A 21,163-nucleotide genomic window follows, 5' to 3' on the forward strand; every position below is an offset into this window, starting at 1 on the left:
TGCCGTGGAGGCGGCGTCAGCCGCGCGGCAGGCGGCGCGCGATCTCGGCCACGAGACGCCGCGCCAGCGCCAGCTTGCCGTCGCGCGGCAGCTCGGTGCTGCCCTGCTCGTCCACCAGCAGCAGCGCGTTGTGGTCGTGGCCGAAGGTGTCGGGCCCGATGTTGCCCACCAGAAGCGGCACGCCCTTGCGCGCGCGCTTGGCCTGGGCGTGGGCCAGCAGGTCGTGGCTTTCGGCGGCGAAGCCCACGCAATACAGCGTGCCGCTCTGCGCGCGGGCGCTGGCCGCCACGCCGGCCAGGATGTCGGGGTTCTCCACGAAGGCCAGCGCGGGCACCTCGCCGCTGCCGTCCTTCTTGATCTTCTGGTCGGCCGCGCTGGCCGGGCGCCAGTCGGCCACGGCGGCGGCGGCGACGAAGACGTCGGCCGCGTCGGCACTGGCCATCACGGCCCGCTGCATCTCCTGGGCGGACATCACGTCCACCCGCTGCACGCCGCGCGGCGTGGGCAGGGCCACGGGGCCGGCCACCAGCGTCACCTGGGCACCGGCCTCGTGCGCGGCGCGCGCGATGGCGAAGCCCATCTTGCCGCTGGAGCGGTTGGTGAGCCCCCGCACGGGGTCGATGGCCTCGAAGGTGGGCCCGGCCGTGATGAGCACGTGCCGGCCGGCCAGCACCTTGGGCTGGAAGTGGCGCACCACCTCGTAGAGCAGTTCGTCCGGCTCCAGCATGCGGCCATCACCGGTCTCGCCGCAGGCCTGTTCACCGGCCCCCACCCCCAGCACCACGGTGCCGTCGGCGCGCAGTTGCGCCAGGTTGCGCTGCGTGGCGGGATGGGCGTACATCTCGCGGTTCATGGCCGGCGCCACCAGCAGCGGCACGCGGTCCATGGGCCGGGCCAGGCACAGCAGCGACAGCAGGTCATCGGCCCGGCCGTGCAGCAGCTTGGCCATGAAGTCCGCGCTGGCGGGGGCGATGACGATGGCGTCGGCCCCGCGGCTGAGGTTGATGTGGGGCATGTTGTTGCCCTCGCGGGCGTCCCACTGCGAGCTGTAGACCGTGCGGCCCGACAGCGCCTGCATCGTCACCGGGGTGATGAAGTGCTCGGCCGCCTCGGTCATCACCACCTGCACGCTGGCGCCGGCCTTGACCAGGCCGCGGCAGAACTCGGCCGCCTTGTAACAGGCCACGCCGCCGCTGAGGCCCAGCACGATGTGTTTTCCCGCAAGATCGCTCATGGAGGCGCAATGTAGCAGTGCGACGCAAGAACACCCTGACGGCCGGGTCATCCGGAAGGGGCCACCTATAATCGGAATTTCCCACCTGTGCGAGCCCGCGGGCTCGCCCGAGACATGACCAAATACGTGTTCGTCACCGGCGGTGTGGTGTCCTCCCTGGGCAAGGGCATTGCTTCTGCGTCTCTTGCCGCGCTGCTCGAATCGCGCGGCCTCAAAGTCACCCTCATCAAGCTCGACCCGTACATCAACGTGGACCCGGGCACCATGTCGCCGTTCCAGCACGGCGAGGTGTTCGTCACCGACGACGGCGCCGAAACCGACCTGGACCTGGGCCACTACGAGCGTTTCATCGAAACGCGCATGAGGAAGTCCAACAACTTCACCACCGGCCGGATCTACCAGTCGGTGCTGGAGAAGGAACGCCGCGGCGACTACCTCGGCAAGACGGTGCAGGTGATCCCGCACGTCACCAACGAGATCCAGGAATTCATCCGCAAGGGCTCGCTCGAGGGCACGCCCGAGGCGGTGGACGTCGCCATCGTCGAGATCGGCGGCACCGTGGGCGACATCGAGTCCCTGCCCTTCCTGGAGGCCGTGCGCCAGATGAGCCTGCGCCTGGGCCCCAACAGTTCGGCCTTCCTGCACCTGAGCTACCTGCCCTGGATCGCGGCCGCCGGCGAGCTCAAGACCAAGCCCACGCAGCACACCGTCAAGGAGCTGCGCGCCATCGGCATCCAGGCCGACGCCCTGCTGTGCCGCGCCGACCGCCGCATCCCGGACGAAGAGCGCGCCAAGATCAGCCTGTTCAGCAACGTGCCCGAGTGGGGCGTGATCAGCATGTGGGACGTGGACACCATCTACAAGGTGCCCCGCATGCTGCACGAGCAGGGCCTGGACGGCCTCATCTGCGACAAGCTGCGCCTGAACACGCCGCCGGCCAACCTCAAGCGCTGGGACGACCTCGTGCACGCGGTCGAGAACCCGCAGGCCACAGTGCAGATCGCCATGGTCGGCAAGTACGTCGACCTGTCCGACAGCTACAAGTCGCTCAACGAGGCCCTGCGCCACGCCGGCCTGAAGAACCAGGCCAAGGTCGCCATCGAGTACGTCGACTCCGAGACCATCACGCCCGCCAACGTGGCGCAGGTGCTGGGCCGCTTCGACGCCATCCTGGTGCCCGGCGGCTTCGGCAAGCGCGGCATCGAGGGCAAGATCTGCGCGGCGCGCTTCGCCCGCGAGCACAAGGTGCCCTACCTCGGCATCTGCCTGGGCATGCAGGTGGCCGTCATCGAGTACGCACGCCACGTGGCCGGCCTGAAGGACGCCAACAGCACCGAGTTCGAGCCCGCCACGCCGCACCCCGTCATTGCCCTCATCACCGAGTGGAAGGACGCCGACGGCAGCATCCAGCAGCGCGACGTGAACTCCGACCTGGGCGGCACCATGCGCCTGGGCGCCCAGAGCTCCGACGTGGCCAAGGGCACGCTGGCGCACAGCATCTACGGCGACGTGGTGACCGAGCGCCACCGCCACCGCTACGAGGCCAACGTGCACTACCTCGACCAGCTGCGCGCGGCCGGGCTGGTGATCTCCGCGCTGACGCAGCGCGAGCAGCTCACCGAAATCGTGGAGCTGCCGCAGTCCGTGCACCCCTGGTTCGTGGGCGTGCAGTTCCACCCCGAATTCAAGTCCACCCCCTGGGCCGGCCATCCGCTGTTCAACGCCTACATCAAGGCGGCGTTGACGCACCAGGCGCAGCGCCAGCCCGCCAAGGCCGTGGCCTGAGGACATCCCCATGAAGCTCTGCGGATTCGACGTCGGCCTGGACAAGCCCTTCTTCCTCATCGCCGGCCCCTGCGTCATCGAGTCCGAGCAGTTGCAGATGGACGTGGCCGGGCGGCTGAAGGAGATCACCGGTTCGCTGGGCATTTCCTTCATCTTCAAGAGCAGCTTCGACAAGGCCAATCGCAGCAGCGGCAAGAGCTTTCGCGGCCCGGGCCGCGAGGCCGGCCTGGCCGTGCTGGCCAAGGTGAAGTCCCAGTTGGGTGTGCCCGTCATCACCGACGTGCACAGTGAGGACGACATCGCCCCGGCCGCCGCCGTGTGCGACGTGCTGCAGACCCCGGCCTTCCTGTGCCGCCAGACCGACTTCATCCGCGCCGTGGCGCAGAGCGGCAAGCCGGTGAACATCAAGAAGGGCCAGTTCCTCGCGCCGCACGACATGAAGAACGTGATCGACAAGGCGCGCGACGCGGCCCGCGATGCCGGCCTGCCCGAAGACAGTTTCCTGGCCTGCGAGCGCGGCGCGAGCTTCGGCTACAACAACCTCGTCTCCGACATGCGCTCGCTGGCCATCATGCGCGAGACCGGTGCGCCGGTCGTCTTCGACGCCACCCACAGCGTGCAACTGCCCGGCGGGCAAGGCACCAGCTCCGGCGGCCAGCGCGAATTCGTGCCCGTGCTGGCCCGCGCGGCGGTGGCGGTCGGCGTGTCCGGCCTGTTCATGGAAACCCACCCGGACCCGGCCAAGGCCCTGAGCGACGGACCCAACGCCGTGCCGCTCAAACACATGCCGGCGCTGCTGGAAACCCTGCTCGCGCTGGACGCGGTGACCAAGAAGAACGGTTACCTCGAGGACCGGTTCAACGCCTGAACGCGCCCACTTTTTTTATTGACTTTGACCAGAGGACCCTTGATTCATGAGTGCCATCGTTGACATCGTCGGCCGCGAAGTGCTGGACAGCCGCGGCAACCCCACCGTCGAGTGCGACGTGCTGCTGGAAAGCGGCGTCATGGGCCGCGCGGCCGTGCCATCGGGCGCGTCCACCGGCTCGCGCGAGGCCATCGAACTGCGCGACGGTGACAAGAGCCGCTACTTGGGCAAGGGCGTGCTCAAGGCGGTGGAGCACATCAACACCGAGATCAGCGAAGCCGTGCTGGGTCTGGACGCCTCCGAACAGGCCTTTCTGGACAAGACCCTGATCGACCTGGACGGCACCGAGAACAAGGGCCGCCTCGGCGCCAACGCCATGCTGGCCGTTTCCATGGCCGTGGCCCGCGCCGCCGCCGAGGAAGCCGGCCTGCCGCTGTACCGCTACTTCGGCGGCATGAGTGCGGTGCAGATGCCCGTGCCGATGATGAACGTCATCAACGGCGGCGCGCACGCCAACAACAACCTCGACCTGCAGGAGTTCATGATCATTCCCGTGGGCGCGCCGAGCTTCCGCGAGGCCCTGCGCTGGGGCGCCGAGGTGTTCCACGCGCTCAAGAAGATCCTGCACGACAAGGGCATGAGCGTGGCCGTGGGCGACGAAGGCGGCTTCGCGCCGAACGTGGCCAACCACGAGGCCGCGCTGCAACTGCTGATGGAAGCCATTGCCGCCGCCGGCTACACCGCCGGCGACCAGATCGCCCTGGGCCTGGACTGCGCCGCCAGCGAGTTCTACAAGCACGGCAAGTACGAGCTCGAAGGCGAAGGCCTGCAGCTCAGCGCCGAGGAGTGGACCAACATGCTGGCCACCTGGTGCGACAAGTACCCCATTGTCAGCATCGAGGACGGCATGGCCGAGGGCGACTGGGACGGCTGGAAGCACCTGACCGAGCGCCTGGGCAAGCAGGTCCAGCTCGTGGGCGACGACCTCTTCGTCACCAACACCAAGATCCTGCAGGAAGGCATCGAGAAGGACATCGCCAACTCGATCCTGATCAAGGTCAACCAGATCGGCACGCTGACCGAGACCTTCGCCGCCATCGAGATGGCCAAGCGCGCCGGCTACACCGCCGTCATCAGCCACCGCAGCGGCGAGACCGAAGACACCACCATCGCCGACATCGCCGTGGCCACCAACGCGGGCCAGATCAAGACCGGCTCGCTCTCGCGCTCCGACCGCATGGCCAAGTACAACCAGCTCCTGCGCATCGAGGAAGAGCTGGGCGAAGTGGCCGTGTACCCCGGCCGCGCCGCGTTCTACAACCTCCGCTGATCCACTGATGGCCAACCGCCTTATCCCCGGCCTGCTGGTCGCGCTGCTGCTGGTGCTGCACGCGCAGCTCTGGTTCGGCCGGGGCAGCGTGCCGCAGGTGGCGCAACTGCGCCGCGACCTGGCCGCGCAGCAAGAGGCGAACGAGCTGGCCAGACAGCGCAACGCGCAGGTCGCCAGCGAGCTGCGCGACCTGCAGGAGGGGCTGGAGATGGTCGAGGAACTGGCGCGCCAGGACCTCGGCATGGTCAAGCCCAACGAGATCTTCGTGCAGATCGCGCGCTGATCCCCAGCGGATCGGCGCTTTCCCCCCTTTCCCATGCTCACGGTGACGCTGCTCGGCGGCGAGTCCAGCGGCAAGTCCACGCTGGCGCGGCAGTTGCACGCCGCGCTGCAGGCGCAGGGCATTGACAGCGCCTTGGTGCCGGAGCACCTGCGCGCATGGTGCGAAGCGGCCGGCCGGGCACCGCAGGCCCACGAGCAGGCCGCCATCGCGGCCGAACAGACCCGCCTGATCGAGTCGACACGCGCCGAGGTGGTGATCGCCGACACCACGGCGCTCATGGTCGCCGCCTACAGCGAGCTGTATTTCAACGACCGCAGCCTCTGGCGCGAGGCCCTGGCCGCGCAGCGCCGCCTGGGCCTGACGCTGCTGATGGGCCTGGACCTGCCCTGGGTGTCCGACGGCTTCTTTCGCGACAGCCCCGTCGTGCGCGAGGCCACCGACGCCGTGCTGCGTCGCGAGCTGCAGGGCGAGGGCATCGGCTTTCAGACCGTCTATGGCCAGGGCACGCAGCGCCTGCGCGCCGCGCTGCGCGCCGTGGGCGCCGCGCTGGGCCGCGAGCTGCTGCCCGACGACCCGCTGCTGCGCGAGGGCTCGGGCCGCTGGCAGTGCGAGGCCTGCAGCGACCCCGATTGCGAGCACCGCCTGTTCAGCGCCCTGCTCGCGCGCCGCAGCGGCGGGGGCTGAAACTCACTGAGGCCGGTCGGTACCGGGCGGCTGGGCCAGCGGCTGCAGAAAGATCTGCGCCGCGTCCACCGGGTCGAATTGATAGCCCGCGCCGCAGAACTCGCAGTTCACCTCGATCTGGCCCTGCTCTTCCAGGATGGACTCGACTTCGTCGCGGCCGAGCGAGCGCAGCATGCCGCCCACGCGCTCACGCGAGCAGGTGCAGGCGAAGCGCGGCCCCGCGCCGGCCAGCAGCGGGTCGAAGCGTCGCAGGTCTTCCTCCCAGAACAGCCGGTGCAGGATGGTGTCGGCATCGAGTTCGAGCAGTTCCTCGCGCTTCAGACTGCTCGCCAGGATGGCGATGCGGTTGTAGTCCTCGTTGCGGCCGATCTGGTCCTCGTCGCGCTGCTGCGACTGGGCCGCGAGGTTGCCCTCGCCCTGCAGCGGCAGGCGCTGGATCAGCAGCCCGGCGGCCATCTTGTCGTTCGCGGCCAGCACCAGCTTGGTGTCGAGCTGCTCGCTCTGCAGCATGTAGTGCTCGATCACCTCGCTGAGCTTTTCCAGCTTCTCGCGCTGATCGCCGAACAGCGACACCACGCCCTGGTAGGGCTGCTGGCCCGGCTGGCGGTCCTTCGGGTCGAGCGTGATGGCGCATCGGCCCTGGTTGGTGACGTTGACCATGTGCGACAGCGGCGCGTCCTCGGCCACCTCGCCATCCACGCTGGCGGTGGCGCGCAGGCGCAGGTCGGGCTGCACCTCGGCCACGGCCAGCTTCACCGGGCCGTCGCCGTGGATCTGCATGACCAGGGCGCCGTCGAACTTGATGTTGGCCTGCATCAGCGTGGCCGCGGCCGTCATCTCGCCCAGCAGTTCGGTCACGGCCGCGGGGTAGCCGCCGGCCTGCGCGCGGCGCTGCAGGATCTCCTGCCAGGCGTCGGTGATGCGCACCAGCATGCCGCGCACCGGCAGGCCTTCGAACACGAATTTGTGGAGCTCGGACACGGATTTCCTTCAAGCAAAGGTCGGCAGATGGTGCTCAGCCGACGCGATTCAAGCCCTTGCGGTAGCGCTGGGCGTTCTCCACATAGTGGGCCGCGCTGCGGCGCAGGCCCTCGATCTGTTCGGGCGTGAGCTGGCGCACCACCTTGGCCGGGCTGCCCAGGATCATGGAGCCGTCGGGAAACTCCTTGCCCTCGGTCACCAGGGCGCGCGCGCCCACCAGGCAGTTCTTGCCGATCTTCGCGCCGTTGAGCACGGTGGCGCCGATGCCGATGAGCGACTCGTCGCCGATGGTGCAGCCGTGCAGCATGACCTGGTGGCCGATGGTGACGCGCTCGCCCACCACCAGCGGGAAGCCGTGGTCGGCGTGCATCACGGTGCCGTCCTGCACGTTGCTGCCCTTGCCGACGGTGATGGTCTCGGTGTCGCCGCGCAGCACGGCGCCGAACCACACGCTGCTGTCCTCGTGCAGGTGCACGTTGCCCATCACTTGCGCGCTGTCGGCGACCCAGGCCGACTCGGCCATCGTCGGCGCCACGCCATCGAGTTCATACAGTGCCATGCGGCGGTCTCCTCGGGTGCTGTGGGTGTCGAAACCTAGAATTGTAGGGATGCCCCCCACCCCATTGCCCTCCACGCGCGACAAGCCCCCCAGCCTGCGCGAACAGGCCCTGGCCGCGCTCTGCACGGCCGAGCCCTCGGCCAAGGTGGCGGCGGCGCACGCGCTGTGGGAACGCTGGCGCGCCCTGGGCGCGGACGACGAGGCCGCCTGGTCCGCCCCGGTCCCCATCGAAGCCGACCCCGCGAGGCCCCTGCCCGGCCGCCCCACCCGTCCCGAACTGGTGCCACCGCAGGCCGTGGCCCAGCGCTCGCCCTTCACGCGCGACGGCCTGGCCGCCCTGCTGCACGCCATCGCGCACATCGAGTTCAACGCCATCGACCTGGCGCTGGACGCGCTGTGGCGCTTCCCCGGCCTGCCCCTGGACTACTACCGCCAGTGGCTGCAGGTGGCGCACGAGGAGGCCACGCACTTCGGGCTGCTGCGCGATCTGCTGGGCGAACTGGGCCACGGCTACGGCGACTTCCCCGCCCACAACGGCCTGTGGGAGATGTGCGTGAAGACGCAGCACGACCCGCTCGCCCGCATGGCCCTGGTGCCGCGCACCCTGGAGGCGCGCGGCCTGGACGCCACGCCGCTGATCCAGGCGCGTCTGCGCCAGGTGACGGTGCGCGAGGTGAAGCAGGAGGCGCAGCGCGCGGTCGAGATCCTGGACATCATCCTGCGCGACGAGATCGGGCATGTGGCGGTGGGCAACCGCTGGTACGGCTGGCTGTGCGCCCAGCAAGGCATCGAGCCGCTGCCGCACTACCGCCGCCTGGCGCGCGAGCACGCGGCGCCGCGGCTGCGGCCGCCGTTCAATCTGGAGGCGCGTCGCCGCGCGGGTTTCAACGAAGCTGAGCTGAGCGCACTACGGGCTGAAGACGGCGCATCTGCACGGAGCGGTAGCCCGTCCGTATCTACCAGACAGGACGCATCGGAGCGCGTCCGGTGATTTGAGCCGCAGATCTCTACTTCCACGCGGTAGCGAGTAGGGGCCAGGATCACGTGAATGGATGTTTGTCAGGTGTGCTCGGAAATCCGAGCCGTCGCGAGGTCAGCGACGTACCAAACCGCACTGGCGCAGTCGAATCGCCATCGTCGTGGGGTGAACCTGAAAGAGATCGACTAGCGACTGAAACTGTTTGCCCCGGAAGCGCTCGACTGCGCCTACCCGGCGGTGAAACGCGAGTGAATGCGGAGAGGAATTCATCAGTGACATGTAGTCCTCGCCGATCAGGTCATAGGCCACGTCGTCAGTCAAAGCCAAGTACTCCACCTTAAACATCCCTCGGAACGCTCGTCTAAGTAGGGAGGTGGGTACGAGCAAACAACCTGCGAAGTGATTGGCCTGTTGTTCTTCCGGCTCTACCGGGTCTCTTGGCTCCCCCAATCCGTGGATAGGCATTTCCCGATGGTGGTGCATCCCGGGGTGAAGAAGTAAGTGGCCGATTTCGTGCGCCAACGTGAAGCGTTTCGTCCGCGGCTTCAGTTGGTCGGCAATCGCAATCAATCGTGCGGGACGATTGAGAAACCCGCCCAAGCGCATGCCGTACGGGATATCAGGGCAGCTAAGGTCGCCCTCCTGTACCTCAAACTTGAGGTATTTCGCAACCTCCCAGGGATCGCAGCAATCCAAGCGATGTACCTGCCTGCCCGGCCAGATTGACACTTGGCGGTCCCACATCTCACGTTGCACCTCGAGGGCTTGTTCCTCGATAGCGCTGTCGGGCAGGAATACGGATGGCATGCGACAGACTGTAGCTAAAATCCGCCAAAAACGCTATAGGTAGCGCCCAGCATCGGCTTTGCACGCTAGATGTAGTGGCCTGGGCAGCCAATTCGCTCAAAGATAGTTCGGAAGACATGAATCCATCGGCCAGCTTGAGCGCCGAGAACAGTTCATCCAAACAGGCTCTTGATGAACACCACAATAACTGCAGCACAAGATCCACCCAGGCACACAGCAACAAGGCGAATAAACAATGCGCCTCCAACAGGGTGGGCGTCCATGGTCTCTATGAGCTTCAAGATGCTTGAGAGGGTGTTGAATTTGCGTTTCACTGGTGGCTCCGTAGGGCTGATGTACTTTGTATAGGTACTGGTGTTCAAGAAATGCCGTGCTGGAAAGTGATCTGTTCAGGCGGCCTTTCCGTAAGTCGTGAAGCGGTTCTTGAAGTTGTCCACGATGGGCGATGACCAGACAGTGCCATGCTTGTCACGACATAAGCGCACTCCGCCATCCGGGACTGGCGATCCTGAACGACCCCTTTAGCAGCCCCACCTGCACAAACCGGGACAATCGGGGATGACCTCCGCCGCCCCGACCGCCTTCAGCACCCTCCCCCTTTCCCCCGCCACGCTGGCCAACCTGGAGCAGCTGGGCTACACGGCCATGACGCCGATCCAGGCCGCCGCATTGCCGCCGGCCCTGCTGGGCAAGGACCTCATCGCCCAGGCCCAAACCGGCAGCGGCAAGACCGCCGCCTTCGCCCTGGCGCTGCTGGCCAATCTGAACCCGCGCCGCTTCGCCGTGCAGGCGCTGGTGCTGTGCCCCACGCGCGAGCTGGCTGACCAGGTGAGCACCGAGATCCGCCGCCTGGCGCGCGCGGCGGACAACATCAAGCTCGTCACGCTGTGCGGCGGCGTGCCGCTGCGCGGGCAGCTCGCTTCGCTGGAGCACGGTGCGCACATCGTGGTGGGCACGCCGGGCCGCGTGCTGGACCACCTGGAGCGCGGCAGCCTGCCGCTGGACGCGCTCAACACCCTGGTGCTGGACGAGGCCGACCGCATGCTGGACATGGGCTTCTTCGACGACATCGCCGCCGTCGCCAGGCGCTGCCCCGCCGCCCGCCAGACGCTGCTGTTCTCCGCCACCTACCCCGAGGGCATCGCCCAGTTGGCCGCGCGCTTCCTGCGCGAGCCCGTCACCGTGGCGGTGCAGTCCCAACACAGCGGCGAGCGCATCGAGCAGCGCTGGTACGAGGTGAGCGAGACCGAGCGGCTTGACGCGGTGGGCCGGCTGCTCGCGCACTTTCGGCCGGAGAGCGCGCTGGCCTTCTGCAACACCAAGGCGCAGTGCCGCGACCTGGTGGCCGTGCTGCGCGCCCAGGGCATCAGTGCGCTGGCGCTGTTCGGCGAGCTGGAGCAGCGCGAGCGCGACCAGGTGCTGGTGCGCTTCGCCAACCGCAGTTGCTCGGTGCTGGTGGCCACCGACGTGGCCGCGCGCGGGCTCGACATCGCCAGTCTGGCCGCGGTGATCAACGTGGACGTGACGCCCGACCCCGAGGTACACGTCCACCGCATCGGCCGCACCGGGCGCGCGGGCGAGAGCGGCCTGGCGCTGAACCTGGCCAGCCTGGACGAGATGGGCAGCGTGGGCAAGATCGAGCAACTGCAGGGCCGCGAATCGGCCTGGCATCCCTTGAGCGAGCTGGTGCCCACGGGCCAGGGTCCGCTGGTGCCGCCCATGGCCACGCTGCACATCCAGGGCGGCCGCAAGGAAAAGATCCGCCCCGGCGACGTGCTGGGCGCGCTCACCGCCGACCTGGGCTACACGCGCGAGCAGGTGGGCAAGATCAACGTGAACGAGTGGTCCACCTACGTCGCGGTGGAGCGTGGCATCGCCCAGCAGGCGGCGAGCCGGCTCAACGCGGGGCGCATCAAGGGCAAGGGTGTGAAAGTGCGGGTGCTGGAGGACTGAACCGCGCGCACCAACATTTGGAGACGTTTGCGGCCGAACCCGCTGGGCGCCCGAGCGTCGAATGGGCACCCATGCGACGCAGAAGCCTTCTCCATTCCCTCGTCCTCGTCCCCGGCGCACTCGTCGGCGCCGTGACGGCGCACGCGGCCGACGGCGGCGAGCAGGACGCACCACCGCCCGGCTACGCGGTCTCGACCGGACAACTGCAAGCGGCGGTGGCGCAACGCTTCCCTCTGCGCTACCCGGTGCCCGGCGTGCTGGACCTGGAGTTGCGCACGCCCCGCCTGCGCCCACTGCCCGAGCAGAACCGCCTGCTGGCGGAGATGGCGCTGGAGGCCAGCGGCCCGGCCCTGCACCAGACGCACCAGGGCAGCTTCGACGTCGACTTTGCCTTGCGTTATGAGGCCAGCGACCGCACCGTGCGCGCGCAGGAGCTGCGCCTGAGCCGCCTGCGCTTTCCTTCGCTGCGGCCCGACGTGGTGCGGCTGCTAGACGCCTACGCGCCCTCGATGGCCGCGCAGTCGCTGCGCGAGGTGGTGCTGCACCAGTTGCAACCCGAGGACCTGAAGGCGATCGACGCGATGGGCATGCAGCCCGGCGAGATCACGGTGACCGACACCGGCCTGCGCATAGGACTGGTGCTCAAGCCGCTGTAGGCACGCTCACCCGCGCGGGTGGTGCTGCGCCACCACGGTCTTCAAGCGCTCGCGCGCCACGTGCGTGTAGATCGTCGTCGTGGAAATGTCCGCATGGCCCAGCAGCATCTGCACGGCGCGCAGGTCGGCGCCGTGGTTGAGCAGGTGGGTGGCGAAGGCGTGGCGCAGGGTGTGCGGCGACAGCGGTGCGGTGATGCCGGCGTCGCGCGCGTAGCGCTTCACCAGTTGCCAGAACATCACGCGCGTCATGGCCGAGCCGGCGCGCGCGCCGCGCGAGGTGACGAACAGGTCCTCGCTCGCCAGGCCGCCCAGGATGGCGGGCCGGCCTTCGGTGAGGTAGCGCTGCAGCCAGTCGCCCGCCACCTGGCCGAAGGGCACCAGCCGTTCCTTGTTGCCCTTGCCGGTGATGCGCAGCACCTGCTCCACCAGGCCCAGGTGCCAAGTCTTGAGCGTAACCAGCTCACTCACGCGCAGGCCGCTGGCGTACATCAGTTCCAGCATGGTGCGGTCGCGCAGGCCCAGCGGCGTGCCTTCGTCGGGTGCGTTCAACAGCGCCTCCACCTGCGCCTCGCTCAAGGTCTTGGGCACGCGCAGCGGCTGGCGGGCGGGGGCCAGCCTCAGCGTCGGGTCGGCGGTGATGAAGCGCTCGCGCAGCGCCCAACGGTAGTAGCGGCGAAAGACCGTGAGGCGCCGGTTGGCCGTGGTGGCGCGCGTCTGCGCGTGGCGTTCGGCGAAGTAGCCGTGGATGTCGGCTTCCTGCGCTTCGGGCAGCGCTTTGCCCTGCTCGCGCAGCCAGGCGTCGAACAGGGTCAGGTCGCGGCGGTAGGCGTCGAGCGTGTTGCGCGACAGCCCCTCTTCGAGCCAGAGGCTGTCGATGAAGGCCGACAGCGTGGGGTGCTCGTCGGCCTTCTTCGCTTCGGCCATCAGTCGAGCTTGAGCTTCTGCTTGGCGACCACTTCCTTGTAGACGCCGAATTCGGTCTTGATCTGCGCGGCGAACTCGCTGGGCGAGTTGCCCACCACGATCGAGCCCGTGTCCTCGATGCGCTTGCGCACCGCCGGGTCCTTCAATGCCTCGGCGGCGGCGCCATGGATCTTGCTCACCACGTCGGCCGGCAGGCCCTTGGGGCCGATCAGGCCGTAGTAGGCCATGCGGTTCACCGGCTCCAGGCCCATCTCCTTGAAGGTCGGCACGTTCGGCAGGGCCGCCACCCGCGCCGGCGCGGCCACCGCCAGCGCCACCAGGCGCCCGGCCAGGATGTGCGGCAGCGCGGACGGCAGGTTGTCGAAGATGATGGGCACCTGACCACCGATGGTGTCGTTGAGCGCCGGCCCCGCGCCACGGTAGGGGATGTGCGTGATGAATGTGCCGGTCAGGCTCTTGAACAGCTCGGTCTGCAGGTGGCCGATGCCGCCGGTGCCCGAGCTGGCGTAGCTGTATTTGCCGGGGTTTTTCTTCACCTCGGCGATGAAGGCCTTGAGGTCCTTGGCCGGGAAGCTGGGGTGCACCGCGATCACGTTGGGCGTGGCCGCGATGTTCATGATCGGCGTGAAGTCGTTGATCGTGTCGTACGGGATCTTGGGGTTGATCGCCGGGTTGGCCGCCGTGGTGGAGACCGTGGCCACACCGATGTAGTGGCCGTCGGGCGTGGCGCGCGCGAGTTCCTGCGCGCCGACCACGCCGCCGCCGCCGGCGCGGTTGAGCACGATCACGTTCTGGCCCAGGGCTTTGCCCAGGGGCTCGGACATGACGCGGCCGATGATGTCGGTGGTGCCGCCCGGCGCGAAGGGCACCTGCAGCGTGACGGGTTTGCTCGGGAAGCCCTGCGACAGCGCGGGTCCGGCGGCGAGGATCAGGCCCGCGGCCAGACCGGCCAGGTTGAAGTTGCGACGTGGGGTCATGCGATGCACTCCATTGGGGAGGGTGGAAAGACAGCGTAGGGGACGCAAGCGACGTGCCCGCGGCGGCGCCATTGTGGGCCACTCGGCGCATGGGCCCGATCCGTGATCCCACGACTCGGGAAAACCCGCAGGCATCGGTACGCGTTTCCCGCGAGTCCCAAACGGCGCCCGCTGGGGTATGGTCCCCGTTCTTCCGTTCAACAACATCAGGAGACATCGCATGCGTCTGATCCGCCAGATCGGCCTGGGCATCAGCCTGGCCGCCGCGCTCGCCACCAGCGGCGCCGCCCTCGCGCAGCAGCAGTTCGTCAACGTGCTCACCGGCGGCCAGGCCGGCGTCTACTACCCGCTCGGCGTGGCGCTGGCACAGGTCTATGGCCAGGCCATCCCCAACGCGCGCGCCACGGCGCAGGTCACCAAGGCCTCGGCCGAGAACCTCAACCTGCTGCAGTCCGGCCGCGGCGAACTCGCCTTCTCCCTGGCCGACGCCGTGTCCGACGCCTGGAACGGCAACGCCGAGGCCGGCTTCACCAGGAAGCTCGACAAGCTGCGCGGTCTCTCGGCCACGTACAACAACTACGTGCAAATCGTCGCCAGCGCCGAATCGGGCATCAAGACCCTGGCCGACCTCAAGGGCAAGCGCATTTCCGTGGGTGCGGCGCGCTCGGGCACCGAGCTCAACGCGCGCGCCATCTTCAAGGCCGCGGGCCTGAAGTACGAGGACATGGGCAAGGTCGAGTACCTGCCCTTCGGCGAGTCGGTGGAGCTGATCAAGAACCGCCAGCTCGACGCGACGCTGCAGTCTGCCGGCCTGGGCGTGGCCTCCATCCGCGACCTGGCCACGGCCGTGAAGATCGTGGTGGTGCCGATTCCCGCCGACGTGGTCGCCAAGGTGGGCGACGCGGCCTACCAGCCGGCCACCATCCCGGCCAACACCTACGGCGGCCAGACGGCCGACGTGCCCACGGCCGCGATCCCCAACTTCCTGGTGACGCACGCAGGGGTGTCGGACGATCTGGCCTACCAGATGGCCAAGCAGCTCTACGCCAACCTGGACAAGCTGCACGCCGCACACAACGCGGCCAAGGCCATCAACCCGGCCAATGCCATCAAGGGCATGCCGGTGCCGCTGCACCCGGGCGCCGAGCGCTACTACAAGGAAGCGGGCCTCATCAAGTAAGCCCCCATCGTTGAGGACACGGCCCCGCATGGGGCCGTTCTGCTTTCTTGCCCGGCCACCGAGTCGAGGAATCCATGACCGATCCGACCCCTTCTCACGACGCCCCCGCCCACGCGCCCCTGCGCGGCGCCATCTTCTGGGTGGCCATCGCCTTCTCGGCCTACCAGATCTGGATGGCGTCCTTCCACCCGCTGTCCAGCCAGGTGATTCGCGCCATCCACGTGGGCTTCGTGCTGCTGATGATCTTCGCCCTGTACCCGCCCTTCGGTGAGCGCGAAGGTGCCCTCGGCACCGCGGGACGCGCGCTGGGCTGGGTGCTGGGCCTCACGGGTTTCGTCTTCGCCTTCTACCACTGGGTCTTCGAGTCCGACCTCACCGCGCGCGCGGGCGAGCTGATCGCAGCGGACTGGGTGATCGGCGTGGTCACCATCGCACTGGTGTTCGAGGCGGCGCGCCGCGTGATGGGCTGGGGCCTGCCATTGATCTGCGCGATCTTTCTGCTCTACGCCCTCTTCGGCCAGTACCTGCCGGGCGCGCTGGCCCACCGCGGCTACGGGCTGGACCAGATCGTCAGCACCCTGGCCTTCGGCACGGAGGGCATCTACGGCACGCCCACCTACGTGTCGTCCACCTACATCTTCCTGTTCATCCTGTTCGGCGCCTTCCTCGAACAGGCCGGCATGATCCGGCTGTTCAACGACTTCGCCATGGGCACCGTGGGCCACACGCGCGGCGGGCCGGCCAAGGTCTCGGTCATCTCCTCCGGCCTCATGGGCACCATCAACGGCTCGGGCGTGGCCAACGTGGTCACCACGGGCCAGTTCACCATCCCGCTGATGAAGCGCTTCGGCTACTCGCCGGCCTTCGCGGGCGGTGTGGAGGCCACGTCCAGCATGGGCGGGCAGATCATGCCGCCGGTGATGGGCGCCGTGGCCTTCATCATGGCCGAGACCATCAACGTGCCCTACGTGGACATCGTCAAGGCCGCTTTGATCCCGGCCATCCTGTACTTCGGCACCGCGTTCTGGATGGTGCACCTGGAGGCCGGCCGCAAGGGCCTGCTGGGCCTGCCCAAAGAGGAATGCCCCAACCCCTGGACGGCGGTGAAGGAACGCTGGTACCTGCTGCTGCCGCTGGCTGGCCTGGTCGCGCTGCTGTTCTCGGGCTACACGCCCCTGTTCTNNCGCCGCCGTCATCAGCGGCGTGAAGGGCACGCCGCTGCGTGTACTGGCCTGGGTGCTGCTGGGCCTGGCCACGGCGGGCTTCTTCGAGTTCGGCGTGGGCACCTTCTACGTGGTCGCGCTGGTGCTCATCGCCCTCACCTTTGTGATGCGCCGCGGCGGCGACGCGCGCCAGCTCGCCGTGCAGAGCCTGGTGGACGGCGCGCGCCACGCGCTGCCCGTGGCCATCGCCTGCGCGCTGGTGGGCGTGATCATCGGCGTCATCAACCTCACGGGCGTGGCCGCGGAAATCGGCGGGCGCGTGATCGCCATCGGCCAGGACAACCTGTTCCTGGCGCTGCTGCTGACCATGCTCACCTGCCTGGTGCTGGGCATGGGCATTCCCACCATCCCCAACTACATCATCACCAGCTCGCTCGCGGCGCCGGTGCTGCTGGAGCTCGGCGTGCCGCTGATCGTCTCGCACATGTTCGTTTTCTACTTCGGGATCATGGCGGACCTCACGCCACCGGTGGCCCTGGCCTGCTTCGCGGCCGCGCCGATCGCGCGCGAGACGGGCCTGAAGATCAGCGTGCAGGCCATCCGCGTGGCCATCGCCGGCTTCATCATGCCCTTCATGGCCGTGTACTCGCCCGCGCTCATGCTGCAGAGCGAGGACTGGGGCGCCGTGGCCTGGGTCGTGTTCAAGGCCGTGCTCGCCATCGCCATGTGGGGCGCGGGCGCCATCGGCTTCCTGGCCGCGCCACTGGCCTGGTGGGAGCGCGCCTGGGTGGTGGTGGCCGCCTGCTTCCTGGTGGTGGCGCTGCCGCTCACCGACGAGATCGGCCTGGCCGCGATCGCGGCCTTCCTGGCCTGGCACTGGTGGCGCACGCGCCGGCCCGGCATGGGCCAGGCCGGCGCGCGCTGAGGCAAGGACGGCATGGCGGCGGGCGTGCTGGGTCTGTGCCTCGCCCTGGCCGCCGCGCCGCAGCAGGCGGTCTTCCTGCCGGGCCGCCACTTCACCCTGGCCTGGACGCACAGCATCGAAAAAGTCCGCTGGGAAGAGGACTACCAGGTGATCGGGCCGCCCGCGCGCCTGATCGCCACCACCGCGCGCATCAAGGGCTCGGCCGCGGGCATGGAGCCGCCGCCGGACGCGGTGCTGCGCGACGGCTCGTTCCACTACACACCCAGCGAACGCTCGCCAGCCCGGCTGCCGCTCACGCGCTCGGAATTCACCGCGGACTTCGACCTCTGTGTGGACGGCGCCTGCCGCCCCATGGGCCACTGGCTGCCCTCTGACGGCGGCGTCACCGAGATGAGGGCCTGCGAGGGGGCGCCGTCGCGCTGAGGCCACGGCGCGCCCTTACGATCGGGCGGTGAACTTCGCCCAACTGCTCTTTCCCGACTTCTCGCTCATCCTGTGCGGCTACCTGGTGTGCCGCTTCACCAAGCTCAACCGCCCGGTGTGGGAGCAGGTCGAGAGCCTCGTCTACTACTTCCTGTTCCCGGTGCTGCTGTTCCAGAGCATCGTGAAGAACCCCCTGGACCTGGGCGCGGCCTCCAGCCTGGTGGGCGCAGCCGTCTCGCTGGCGGTGTGCGCCATCGCCCTCACCTATTCGCTGCCGCACTGGCCCTGGCTGGGCCGGCGCATCGACGTGCGCCTGCACGCGGCGAGCGCGCAGGTGGGCTTTCGATTCAACTCCTTCATCCTGCTGGCGCTGGCCGACCGCGTGGCCGGCCCGCAGGCCCTGCTGATGGTGGCGGTGATCATCGGCTGCTGCGTGCCCATCTTCAACGTGGGCGCGGTCTGGCCCATGGCGCGCCACGCCAACAAGGGCTTCGGGCGCGAGTTGCTGCGCAACCCGCTGATCATTGCCACCGCCACGGGGCTGGTGGCCAACCTGCTGGGCTTCACCCTGCCCGACTGGCTTTCGCCCACGGTGAACCGCATCGGCCAGGCCTCGCTGGCGCTGGGCCTGATGGCGGCGGGCGCGGGCATGCAGTTCGGCAGCATGGCCAGCGCCAAGGCCCTGGCCGTGGCGGTGCTGGCCATCAAGCACCTGGCGGTGCCGCTGATGGCCTTCGGCCTCGCCCTGCTGTTCCGGCTCGACCCGGTGCAGACCGCCGTGCTGCTGACCTTCTCGGCCGTGCCCACGGCGTCCAGTTGCTATGTGCTGGCCGCGCGCATGGGCTACAACGGGCCCTACGTGGCGGGGCTGGTCACGCTGTCCACGCTGCTGGGCATGCTGAGCCTGCCGTTTGCGCTGGGCGTGCTGGGCGGCTTGCGATAGGGCCACCGCGACGGAACCCAGGGCCTTTTGGCTCCCCGTTGCGGACCACGGAGTGCGGGCACACAATGCCCCGCATGAAACGCCGTGACCTCTGCCTTGCCGCCCCCCTGGCCCTGCTGGGCGCCCCCTTCGCCCGCGCCAGCACCTGCCCCGCCCTGCTGAACCACCAGTTCCCGCGCCTGCAGGACGGCGCACCCCAGAACCTGTGCCAGTTTGCGGGCAAGGTGGTGCTGGTGGTCAACACCGCCAGCTACTGCGGCTTCACCAGGCAGTACGAAGGCCTGGAGGCGCTGTTCGCGAAGTACCGCGAGCGGGGCCTGGTGGTCCTCGGCTTTCCATCCAACGATTTCGAACAGGAAACCGGCGACGCGAAGCAGATCGCCGAGCTGTGCTTCAACACCTACGGCGTGCGCTTCCCCATGTTCGACAAGACCGTGGTCACCGGCGCCAAGGCCAATCCGCTCTACCTGCAGCTGCGCCAGGCCACCGGCGTGTCGCCGCGCTGGAACTTCCATAAGTACCTGATCGGCCGCGATGGCCGCGTGATCGACCAGTACGCCAGCACCACCGAGCCCATGGGGCGCACGCTGACGCAGGCCGTGGAGGCCGCGCTCGCCGCGAAAGCCTGAGCGTCGCGGGCCGGCCACCCAAAGAAAAAGCCACCGCAAGCGGTGGCTTTCTCGTTGCCGGGGGCTGAGGGAATCAGCGGATCACGGCGATGGTGGTGCGGTTGCCGCCTTTGTAGGTCATCAGCGTCAGGGCACCGTTCTTGATGTCGCCCTTTTCGTCGAACTCGATCTTGCCGGTCACGCCGTTGTAGCTGGAGGCCTTGAGGGCGGGCAGGTAGACCTTGGGATCGGCCGAGCCGGCGGTGACCATGGCATTGGCCATGACCTTCACGGCGTCGTACACGTACGGGGCGTACACCTGCACGTCGGCGTTGAACTTGGCCTTGAAGTCCTCACGGAACTTGTCCATGCCGGCCTTCTGTTCGCCCTCGACACCACCGGCCTCGGCGCAGTAGACCTGCTCGTCGCTCATGCCGTCGCCGGCCAGCTTGGGCAGTTCGCTGGTGCAGATGCCGTCGCCGCCCATGAACTTGGCCTGGATGCCGAGCTGCTTCATCTGCTTGAGCATGGGGCCGGCCACGGCGTCCATGCCGCCGAAGAACACCACGTCGGGCTTCTTGGCCTTCAGTGTGGTCAGGATGGCGTTGAAGTCAGTCGCCTTGTCGTTGGTGAACTCGCGGCCCACCACCGTGCCGCCGGCGGCCTTCACGCCCTTCTCGAACTCGTCGGCCACGCCCTGGCCGTAGGCCGTGCGGTCGTCGATGACGGCCACGTTCTTGGCCTTGAGGGTTTCGATGGCGTACTTGCCGAGCGTGCCGCCCAGGTGCACGTCGTCAGCCACCACGCGGAACGCGCCCGCGAAGCCCTGGCGGGTGTACTTGGGGTTGGTCGCCGAGGGCGAGATCTGCGGAATGCCGGCGTCGTTGTAGAGCTGCGAAGCCGGAATGGTGGTGCCCGAGTTCAGGTGGCCGATGACGCCGTTGACCTTGGCGTCGACCAGCTTCTGCGCGGCGGCCGTGCCCTGCTTCGGGTCGGCGGCGTCGTCTTCGGCCAGCAGCTCGAACTTGGCCTTGCCGCCACCGATGGTGAGGCCGGCGGCGTTGAGCTCCTCGATCGCCATGCGGGCGCCGTTCTCGTTGTCCTTACCCAGGTGAGCGATGGCGCCGCTGGTGGGGCCGACGTGACCGATCTTGACCACGACCTCCGCCGGTGCGGCCGGTGCGGGCGCTGCGGCCGGTGCAGCGGCCGGGGGAGCAGCCTCTTCCTTCTTGCCACAGGCCGCGAGCGCGACGGCTGCGGCAAGCACTGCCAGTTTCATGTTCACTTGCATGGAATTTCCTCGGTAAGGATGGATTGATTTGCGGAGGGAACTTTTTTTACTCCACCGCATAAAGATACTCCAAAACGAACCGGCTTTTGGCCGGGACCGAAGCCTAAAACACGGTTGGGCGAGCGGTTCGAGGGTTTTCCTGAAGCCGCGCGTGCACCGAATGCGTTCACTCGCCGCCGACGGACCTGAGGTCGTGGCGCTGCGGTTCGACACCGTCGGCCAGGTAGCGGCGCCAGCGCTGGCGCGCCAGTGCCCGGTCGCCGTCGTCCTGGCCCACCACCTCGATCACGCGGTCAAAGCGCGAGTAGTCGGCCGGCACGTCATCGGTGAGATTGACCAGCACTTGCGTGGGCGCGCGCTCGTCGAGCCGGTCGAGCAGGTGAATGGGCGAATGGCGGCGCGTGGCCTCGGCGTCCGCCCCGACACAGTGCGGAACGAACTCGCCCTGGGCGATCAGCCACAGGCCGCGATCGAGCGTTTCAAGTTGCTCGACCGGGGCCAGCACGGACACGCGCGCCCCCTTGAGGTAGGCCTTGCGCAGCAGGCGGCAGACGTAGGCGGCCTTGTCGGGCGCGTTGAAGTGGAAGGCCACCTCGGCCATGGCCGTGCG

Annotated in this window: 22 protein-coding genes and 1 pseudogene; 14 read left to right on the forward strand and 9 right to left on the reverse strand. The window is 68.3% G+C overall.

The genetic code is table 11. The annotated features are described in order from the left end of the window. Positions 1-16: 16 nt before the first annotated feature. Complete coding sequence (coaBC, locus tag GTO19_RS20690; RefSeq protein WP_291024376.1) at positions 17-1,234, reverse strand: bifunctional phosphopantothenoylcysteine decarboxylase/phosphopantothenate--cysteine ligase CoaBC; 1,218 nt, start codon at positions 1,232-1,234, stop codon at positions 17-19. Between the two features lie 114 nt (positions 1,235-1,348). On the opposite strand from coaBC, the gene GTO19_RS20695 reads away from it, so the two are divergent. Genes GTO19_RS20695 through GTO19_RS20715 form a run of 5 tightly spaced genes read left to right on the forward strand, consistent with a single transcriptional unit; the run spans position 1,349 to position 6,184 of the window. Continuing rightward, positions 1,349-3,019: a CTP synthase gene (locus tag GTO19_RS20695; RefSeq protein ID WP_291024377.1), complete on the forward strand. Its 1,671-nt coding sequence runs from the start codon at positions 1,349-1,351 to the stop codon at positions 3,017-3,019. A 10-nt stretch (positions 3,020-3,029) separates the two neighbouring features. Continuing rightward, complete coding sequence (kdsA, locus tag GTO19_RS20700) at positions 3,030-3,887, forward strand: 3-deoxy-8-phosphooctulonate synthase (protein WP_291024379.1); 858 nt, start codon at positions 3,030-3,032, stop codon at positions 3,885-3,887. A gap of 46 nt (positions 3,888-3,933) precedes the next feature. Further along, positions 3,934-5,217 carry a phosphopyruvate hydratase gene (gene eno, locus GTO19_RS20705; RefSeq protein ID WP_291024381.1) on the forward strand — a complete coding sequence of 428 codons (1,284 nt, stop codon included), beginning with the start codon at positions 3,934-3,936 and terminating at the stop codon, positions 5,215-5,217. Between the two features lie 7 nt (positions 5,218-5,224). Further along, the gene (locus tag GTO19_RS20710; protein ID WP_291024384.1) at positions 5,225-5,500 is read left to right on the forward strand and encodes a septum formation initiator family protein; all 276 of its coding nucleotides are present in this window, start codon (positions 5,225-5,227) and stop codon (positions 5,498-5,500) included. A gap of 33 nt (positions 5,501-5,533) precedes the next feature. Next, positions 5,534-6,184 (forward strand): ATP-binding protein, encoded by a 651-nt coding sequence (locus GTO19_RS20715; RefSeq protein ID WP_291024386.1) that lies wholly within the window; start codon positions 5,534-5,536, stop codon positions 6,182-6,184. Positions 6,185-6,187: 3 nt separating this feature from the next. On the opposite strand, the gene GTO19_RS20720 is transcribed toward GTO19_RS20715, so the two are convergent. Together GTO19_RS20720 and GTO19_RS20725 are read right to left on the reverse strand one after the other, a co-directional pair. Continuing rightward, positions 6,188-7,165 (reverse strand): Hsp33 family molecular chaperone HslO, encoded by a 978-nt coding sequence (locus tag GTO19_RS20720; protein WP_291024389.1) that lies wholly within the window; start codon positions 7,163-7,165, stop codon positions 6,188-6,190. 34 nt (positions 7,166-7,199) lie between these two features. After that, positions 7,200-7,724 (reverse strand): gamma carbonic anhydrase family protein, encoded by a 525-nt coding sequence (locus tag GTO19_RS20725; protein WP_291024392.1) that lies wholly within the window; start codon positions 7,722-7,724, stop codon positions 7,200-7,202. A 49-nt stretch (positions 7,725-7,773) separates the two neighbouring features. On the opposite strand from GTO19_RS20725, the gene GTO19_RS20730 reads away from it, so the two are divergent. Then, positions 7,774-8,715, forward strand: a complete 942-nt coding sequence (locus GTO19_RS20730; protein ID WP_291024395.1) for a ferritin-like domain-containing protein — start codon at positions 7,774-7,776, stop codon at positions 8,713-8,715. Between the two features lie 102 nt (positions 8,716-8,817). Here GTO19_RS20730 and GTO19_RS20735 read toward each other — a convergent pair whose 3' ends face one another. Both GTO19_RS20735 and GTO19_RS20740 read right to left on the reverse strand, forming a co-directional pair. Then, the gene (locus tag GTO19_RS20735) at positions 8,818-9,510 is read right to left on the reverse strand and encodes an ImmA/IrrE family metallo-endopeptidase (protein WP_291024398.1); all 693 of its coding nucleotides are present in this window, start codon (positions 9,508-9,510) and stop codon (positions 8,818-8,820) included. A gap of 152 nt (positions 9,511-9,662) precedes the next feature. Continuing rightward, positions 9,663-9,824, reverse strand: coding sequence for a hypothetical protein (locus tag GTO19_RS20740; RefSeq protein WP_291024400.1), 162 nt, complete (start codon positions 9,822-9,824; stop codon positions 9,663-9,665). Between the two features lie 244 nt (positions 9,825-10,068). On the opposite strand from GTO19_RS20740, the gene dbpA reads away from it, so the two are divergent. Further along, positions 10,069-11,463 carry an ATP-dependent RNA helicase DbpA gene (gene dbpA, locus GTO19_RS20745; protein ID WP_291024403.1) on the forward strand — a complete coding sequence of 465 codons (1,395 nt, stop codon included), beginning with the start codon at positions 10,069-10,071 and terminating at the stop codon, positions 11,461-11,463. A gap of 71 nt (positions 11,464-11,534) precedes the next feature. Next, entirely contained in the window at positions 11,535-12,119 is a 585-nt protein-coding gene (locus GTO19_RS20750) for a DUF1439 domain-containing protein (RefSeq protein WP_291024406.1), read from the forward strand. 6 nt (positions 12,120-12,125) lie between these two features. Here GTO19_RS20750 and xerD read toward each other — a convergent pair whose 3' ends face one another. Then, complete coding sequence (gene xerD / locus GTO19_RS20755) at positions 12,126-13,043, reverse strand: site-specific tyrosine recombinase XerD (protein WP_291024409.1); 918 nt, start codon at positions 13,041-13,043, stop codon at positions 12,126-12,128. Further along, a complete protein-coding gene (locus GTO19_RS20760; RefSeq protein WP_291024411.1) occupies positions 13,043-14,020 on the reverse strand; it encodes a tripartite tricarboxylate transporter substrate binding protein BugE in 978 nt (325 codons plus the stop codon). Before GTO19_RS20760 ends, xerD begins: the two co-directional genes overlap by 1 nt. Before the next feature lie 220 nt (positions 14,021-14,240). On the opposite strand from GTO19_RS20760, the gene GTO19_RS20765 reads away from it, so the two are divergent. From GTO19_RS20765 to GTO19_RS20790, 6 genes and pseudogenes are all read left to right on the forward strand, one after another. Beyond that, positions 14,241-15,200, forward strand: a complete 960-nt coding sequence (locus GTO19_RS20765) for a TAXI family TRAP transporter solute-binding subunit (protein WP_291024412.1) — start codon at positions 14,241-14,243, stop codon at positions 15,198-15,200. Positions 15,201-15,373: 173 nt separating this feature from the next. Next, positions 15,374-16,318 (forward strand): annotated as a pseudogene (locus tag GTO19_RS20770) (TRAP transporter permease); the annotation flags it as partial. A gap of 85 nt (positions 16,319-16,403) precedes the next feature. Then, positions 16,404-17,288, forward strand: coding sequence for a TRAP transporter large permease subunit (locus GTO19_RS20775; protein WP_291024414.1), 885 nt, complete (start codon positions 16,404-16,406; stop codon positions 17,286-17,288). 12 nt (positions 17,289-17,300) lie between these two features. Next, positions 17,301-17,711, forward strand: a complete 411-nt coding sequence (locus tag GTO19_RS20780) for a DUF1850 domain-containing protein (RefSeq protein WP_291024416.1) — start codon at positions 17,301-17,303, stop codon at positions 17,709-17,711. A gap of 28 nt (positions 17,712-17,739) precedes the next feature. Beyond that, entirely contained in the window at positions 17,740-18,654 is a 915-nt protein-coding gene (locus GTO19_RS20785; protein WP_291024418.1) for an AEC family transporter, read from the forward strand. 74 nt (positions 18,655-18,728) lie between these two features. Then, the gene (locus GTO19_RS20790) at positions 18,729-19,283 is read left to right on the forward strand and encodes a glutathione peroxidase (RefSeq protein ID WP_291024420.1); all 555 of its coding nucleotides are present in this window, start codon (positions 18,729-18,731) and stop codon (positions 19,281-19,283) included. Between the two features lie 73 nt (positions 19,284-19,356). Here GTO19_RS20790 and GTO19_RS20795 read toward each other — a convergent pair whose 3' ends face one another. Together GTO19_RS20795 and GTO19_RS20800 are read right to left on the reverse strand one after the other, a co-directional pair. After that, a complete protein-coding gene (locus GTO19_RS20795) occupies positions 19,357-20,553 on the reverse strand; it encodes a branched-chain amino acid ABC transporter substrate-binding protein (protein WP_291024423.1) in 1,197 nt (398 codons plus the stop codon). A gap of 166 nt (positions 20,554-20,719) precedes the next feature. Next, positions 20,720-21,154 carry a DNA polymerase III subunit chi gene (locus GTO19_RS20800; protein WP_291024426.1) on the reverse strand — a complete coding sequence of 145 codons (435 nt, stop codon included), beginning with the start codon at positions 21,152-21,154 and terminating at the stop codon, positions 20,720-20,722. Positions 21,155-21,163: the final 9 nt, after the last annotated feature.

It is taken from the genome of Hydrogenophaga sp., assembly GCF_011772445.1.
Taxonomy (GTDB): Bacteria; Pseudomonadota; Gammaproteobacteria; order Burkholderiales; family Burkholderiaceae_C; genus Hydrogenophaga.

Coding starts and splice junctions, on each gene's coding strand:
- GTO19_RS20750 (WP_291024406.1), top strand. CDS start 11,535: ATGCGACGCAGAAGCCTTCTCCATTCCCTCGTCCTCGTCCCCGGCGCA.
- GTO19_RS20800 (WP_291024426.1), bottom strand. CDS start 21,154: ATGGCCGAGGTGGCCTTCCACTTCAACGCGCCCGACAAGGCCGCCTAC.
- GTO19_RS20790 (WP_291024420.1), top strand. CDS start 18,729: ATGAAACGCCGTGACCTCTGCCTTGCCGCCCCCCTGGCCCTGCTGGGC.
- GTO19_RS20760 (WP_291024411.1), bottom strand. CDS start 14,020: ATGACCCCACGTCGCAACTTCAACCTGGCCGGTCTGGCCGCGGGCCTG.
- GTO19_RS20710 (WP_291024384.1), top strand. CDS start 5,225: ATGGCCAACCGCCTTATCCCCGGCCTGCTGGTCGCGCTGCTGCTGGTG.
- eno (WP_291024381.1), top strand. CDS start 3,934: ATGAGTGCCATCGTTGACATCGTCGGCCGCGAAGTGCTGGACAGCCGC.
- GTO19_RS20735 (WP_291024398.1), bottom strand. CDS start 9,510: ATGCCATCCGTATTCCTGCCCGACAGCGCTATCGAGGAACAAGCCCTC.
- GTO19_RS20765 (WP_291024412.1), top strand. CDS start 14,241: ATGCGTCTGATCCGCCAGATCGGCCTGGGCATCAGCCTGGCCGCCGCG.
- GTO19_RS20795 (WP_291024423.1), bottom strand. CDS start 20,553: ATGCAAGTGAACATGAAACTGGCAGTGCTTGCCGCAGCCGTCGCGCTC.
- dbpA (WP_291024403.1), top strand. CDS start 10,069: ATGACCTCCGCCGCCCCGACCGCCTTCAGCACCCTCCCCCTTTCCCCC.
- xerD (WP_291024409.1), bottom strand. CDS start 13,043: ATGGCCGAAGCGAAGAAGGCCGACGAGCACCCCACGCTGTCGGCCTTC.
- GTO19_RS20695 (WP_291024377.1), top strand. CDS start 1,349: ATGACCAAATACGTGTTCGTCACCGGCGGTGTGGTGTCCTCCCTGGGC.
- GTO19_RS20730 (WP_291024395.1), top strand. CDS start 7,774: ATGCCCCCCACCCCATTGCCCTCCACGCGCGACAAGCCCCCCAGCCTG.
- GTO19_RS20715 (WP_291024386.1), top strand. CDS start 5,534: ATGCTCACGGTGACGCTGCTCGGCGGCGAGTCCAGCGGCAAGTCCACG.
- GTO19_RS20725 (WP_291024392.1), bottom strand. CDS start 7,724: ATGGCACTGTATGAACTCGATGGCGTGGCGCCGACGATGGCCGAGTCG.
- coaBC (WP_291024376.1), bottom strand. CDS start 1,234: ATGAGCGATCTTGCGGGAAAACACATCGTGCTGGGCCTCAGCGGCGGC.
- kdsA (WP_291024379.1), top strand. CDS start 3,030: ATGAAGCTCTGCGGATTCGACGTCGGCCTGGACAAGCCCTTCTTCCTC.
- GTO19_RS20780 (WP_291024416.1), top strand. CDS start 17,301: ATGGCGGCGGGCGTGCTGGGTCTGTGCCTCGCCCTGGCCGCCGCGCCG.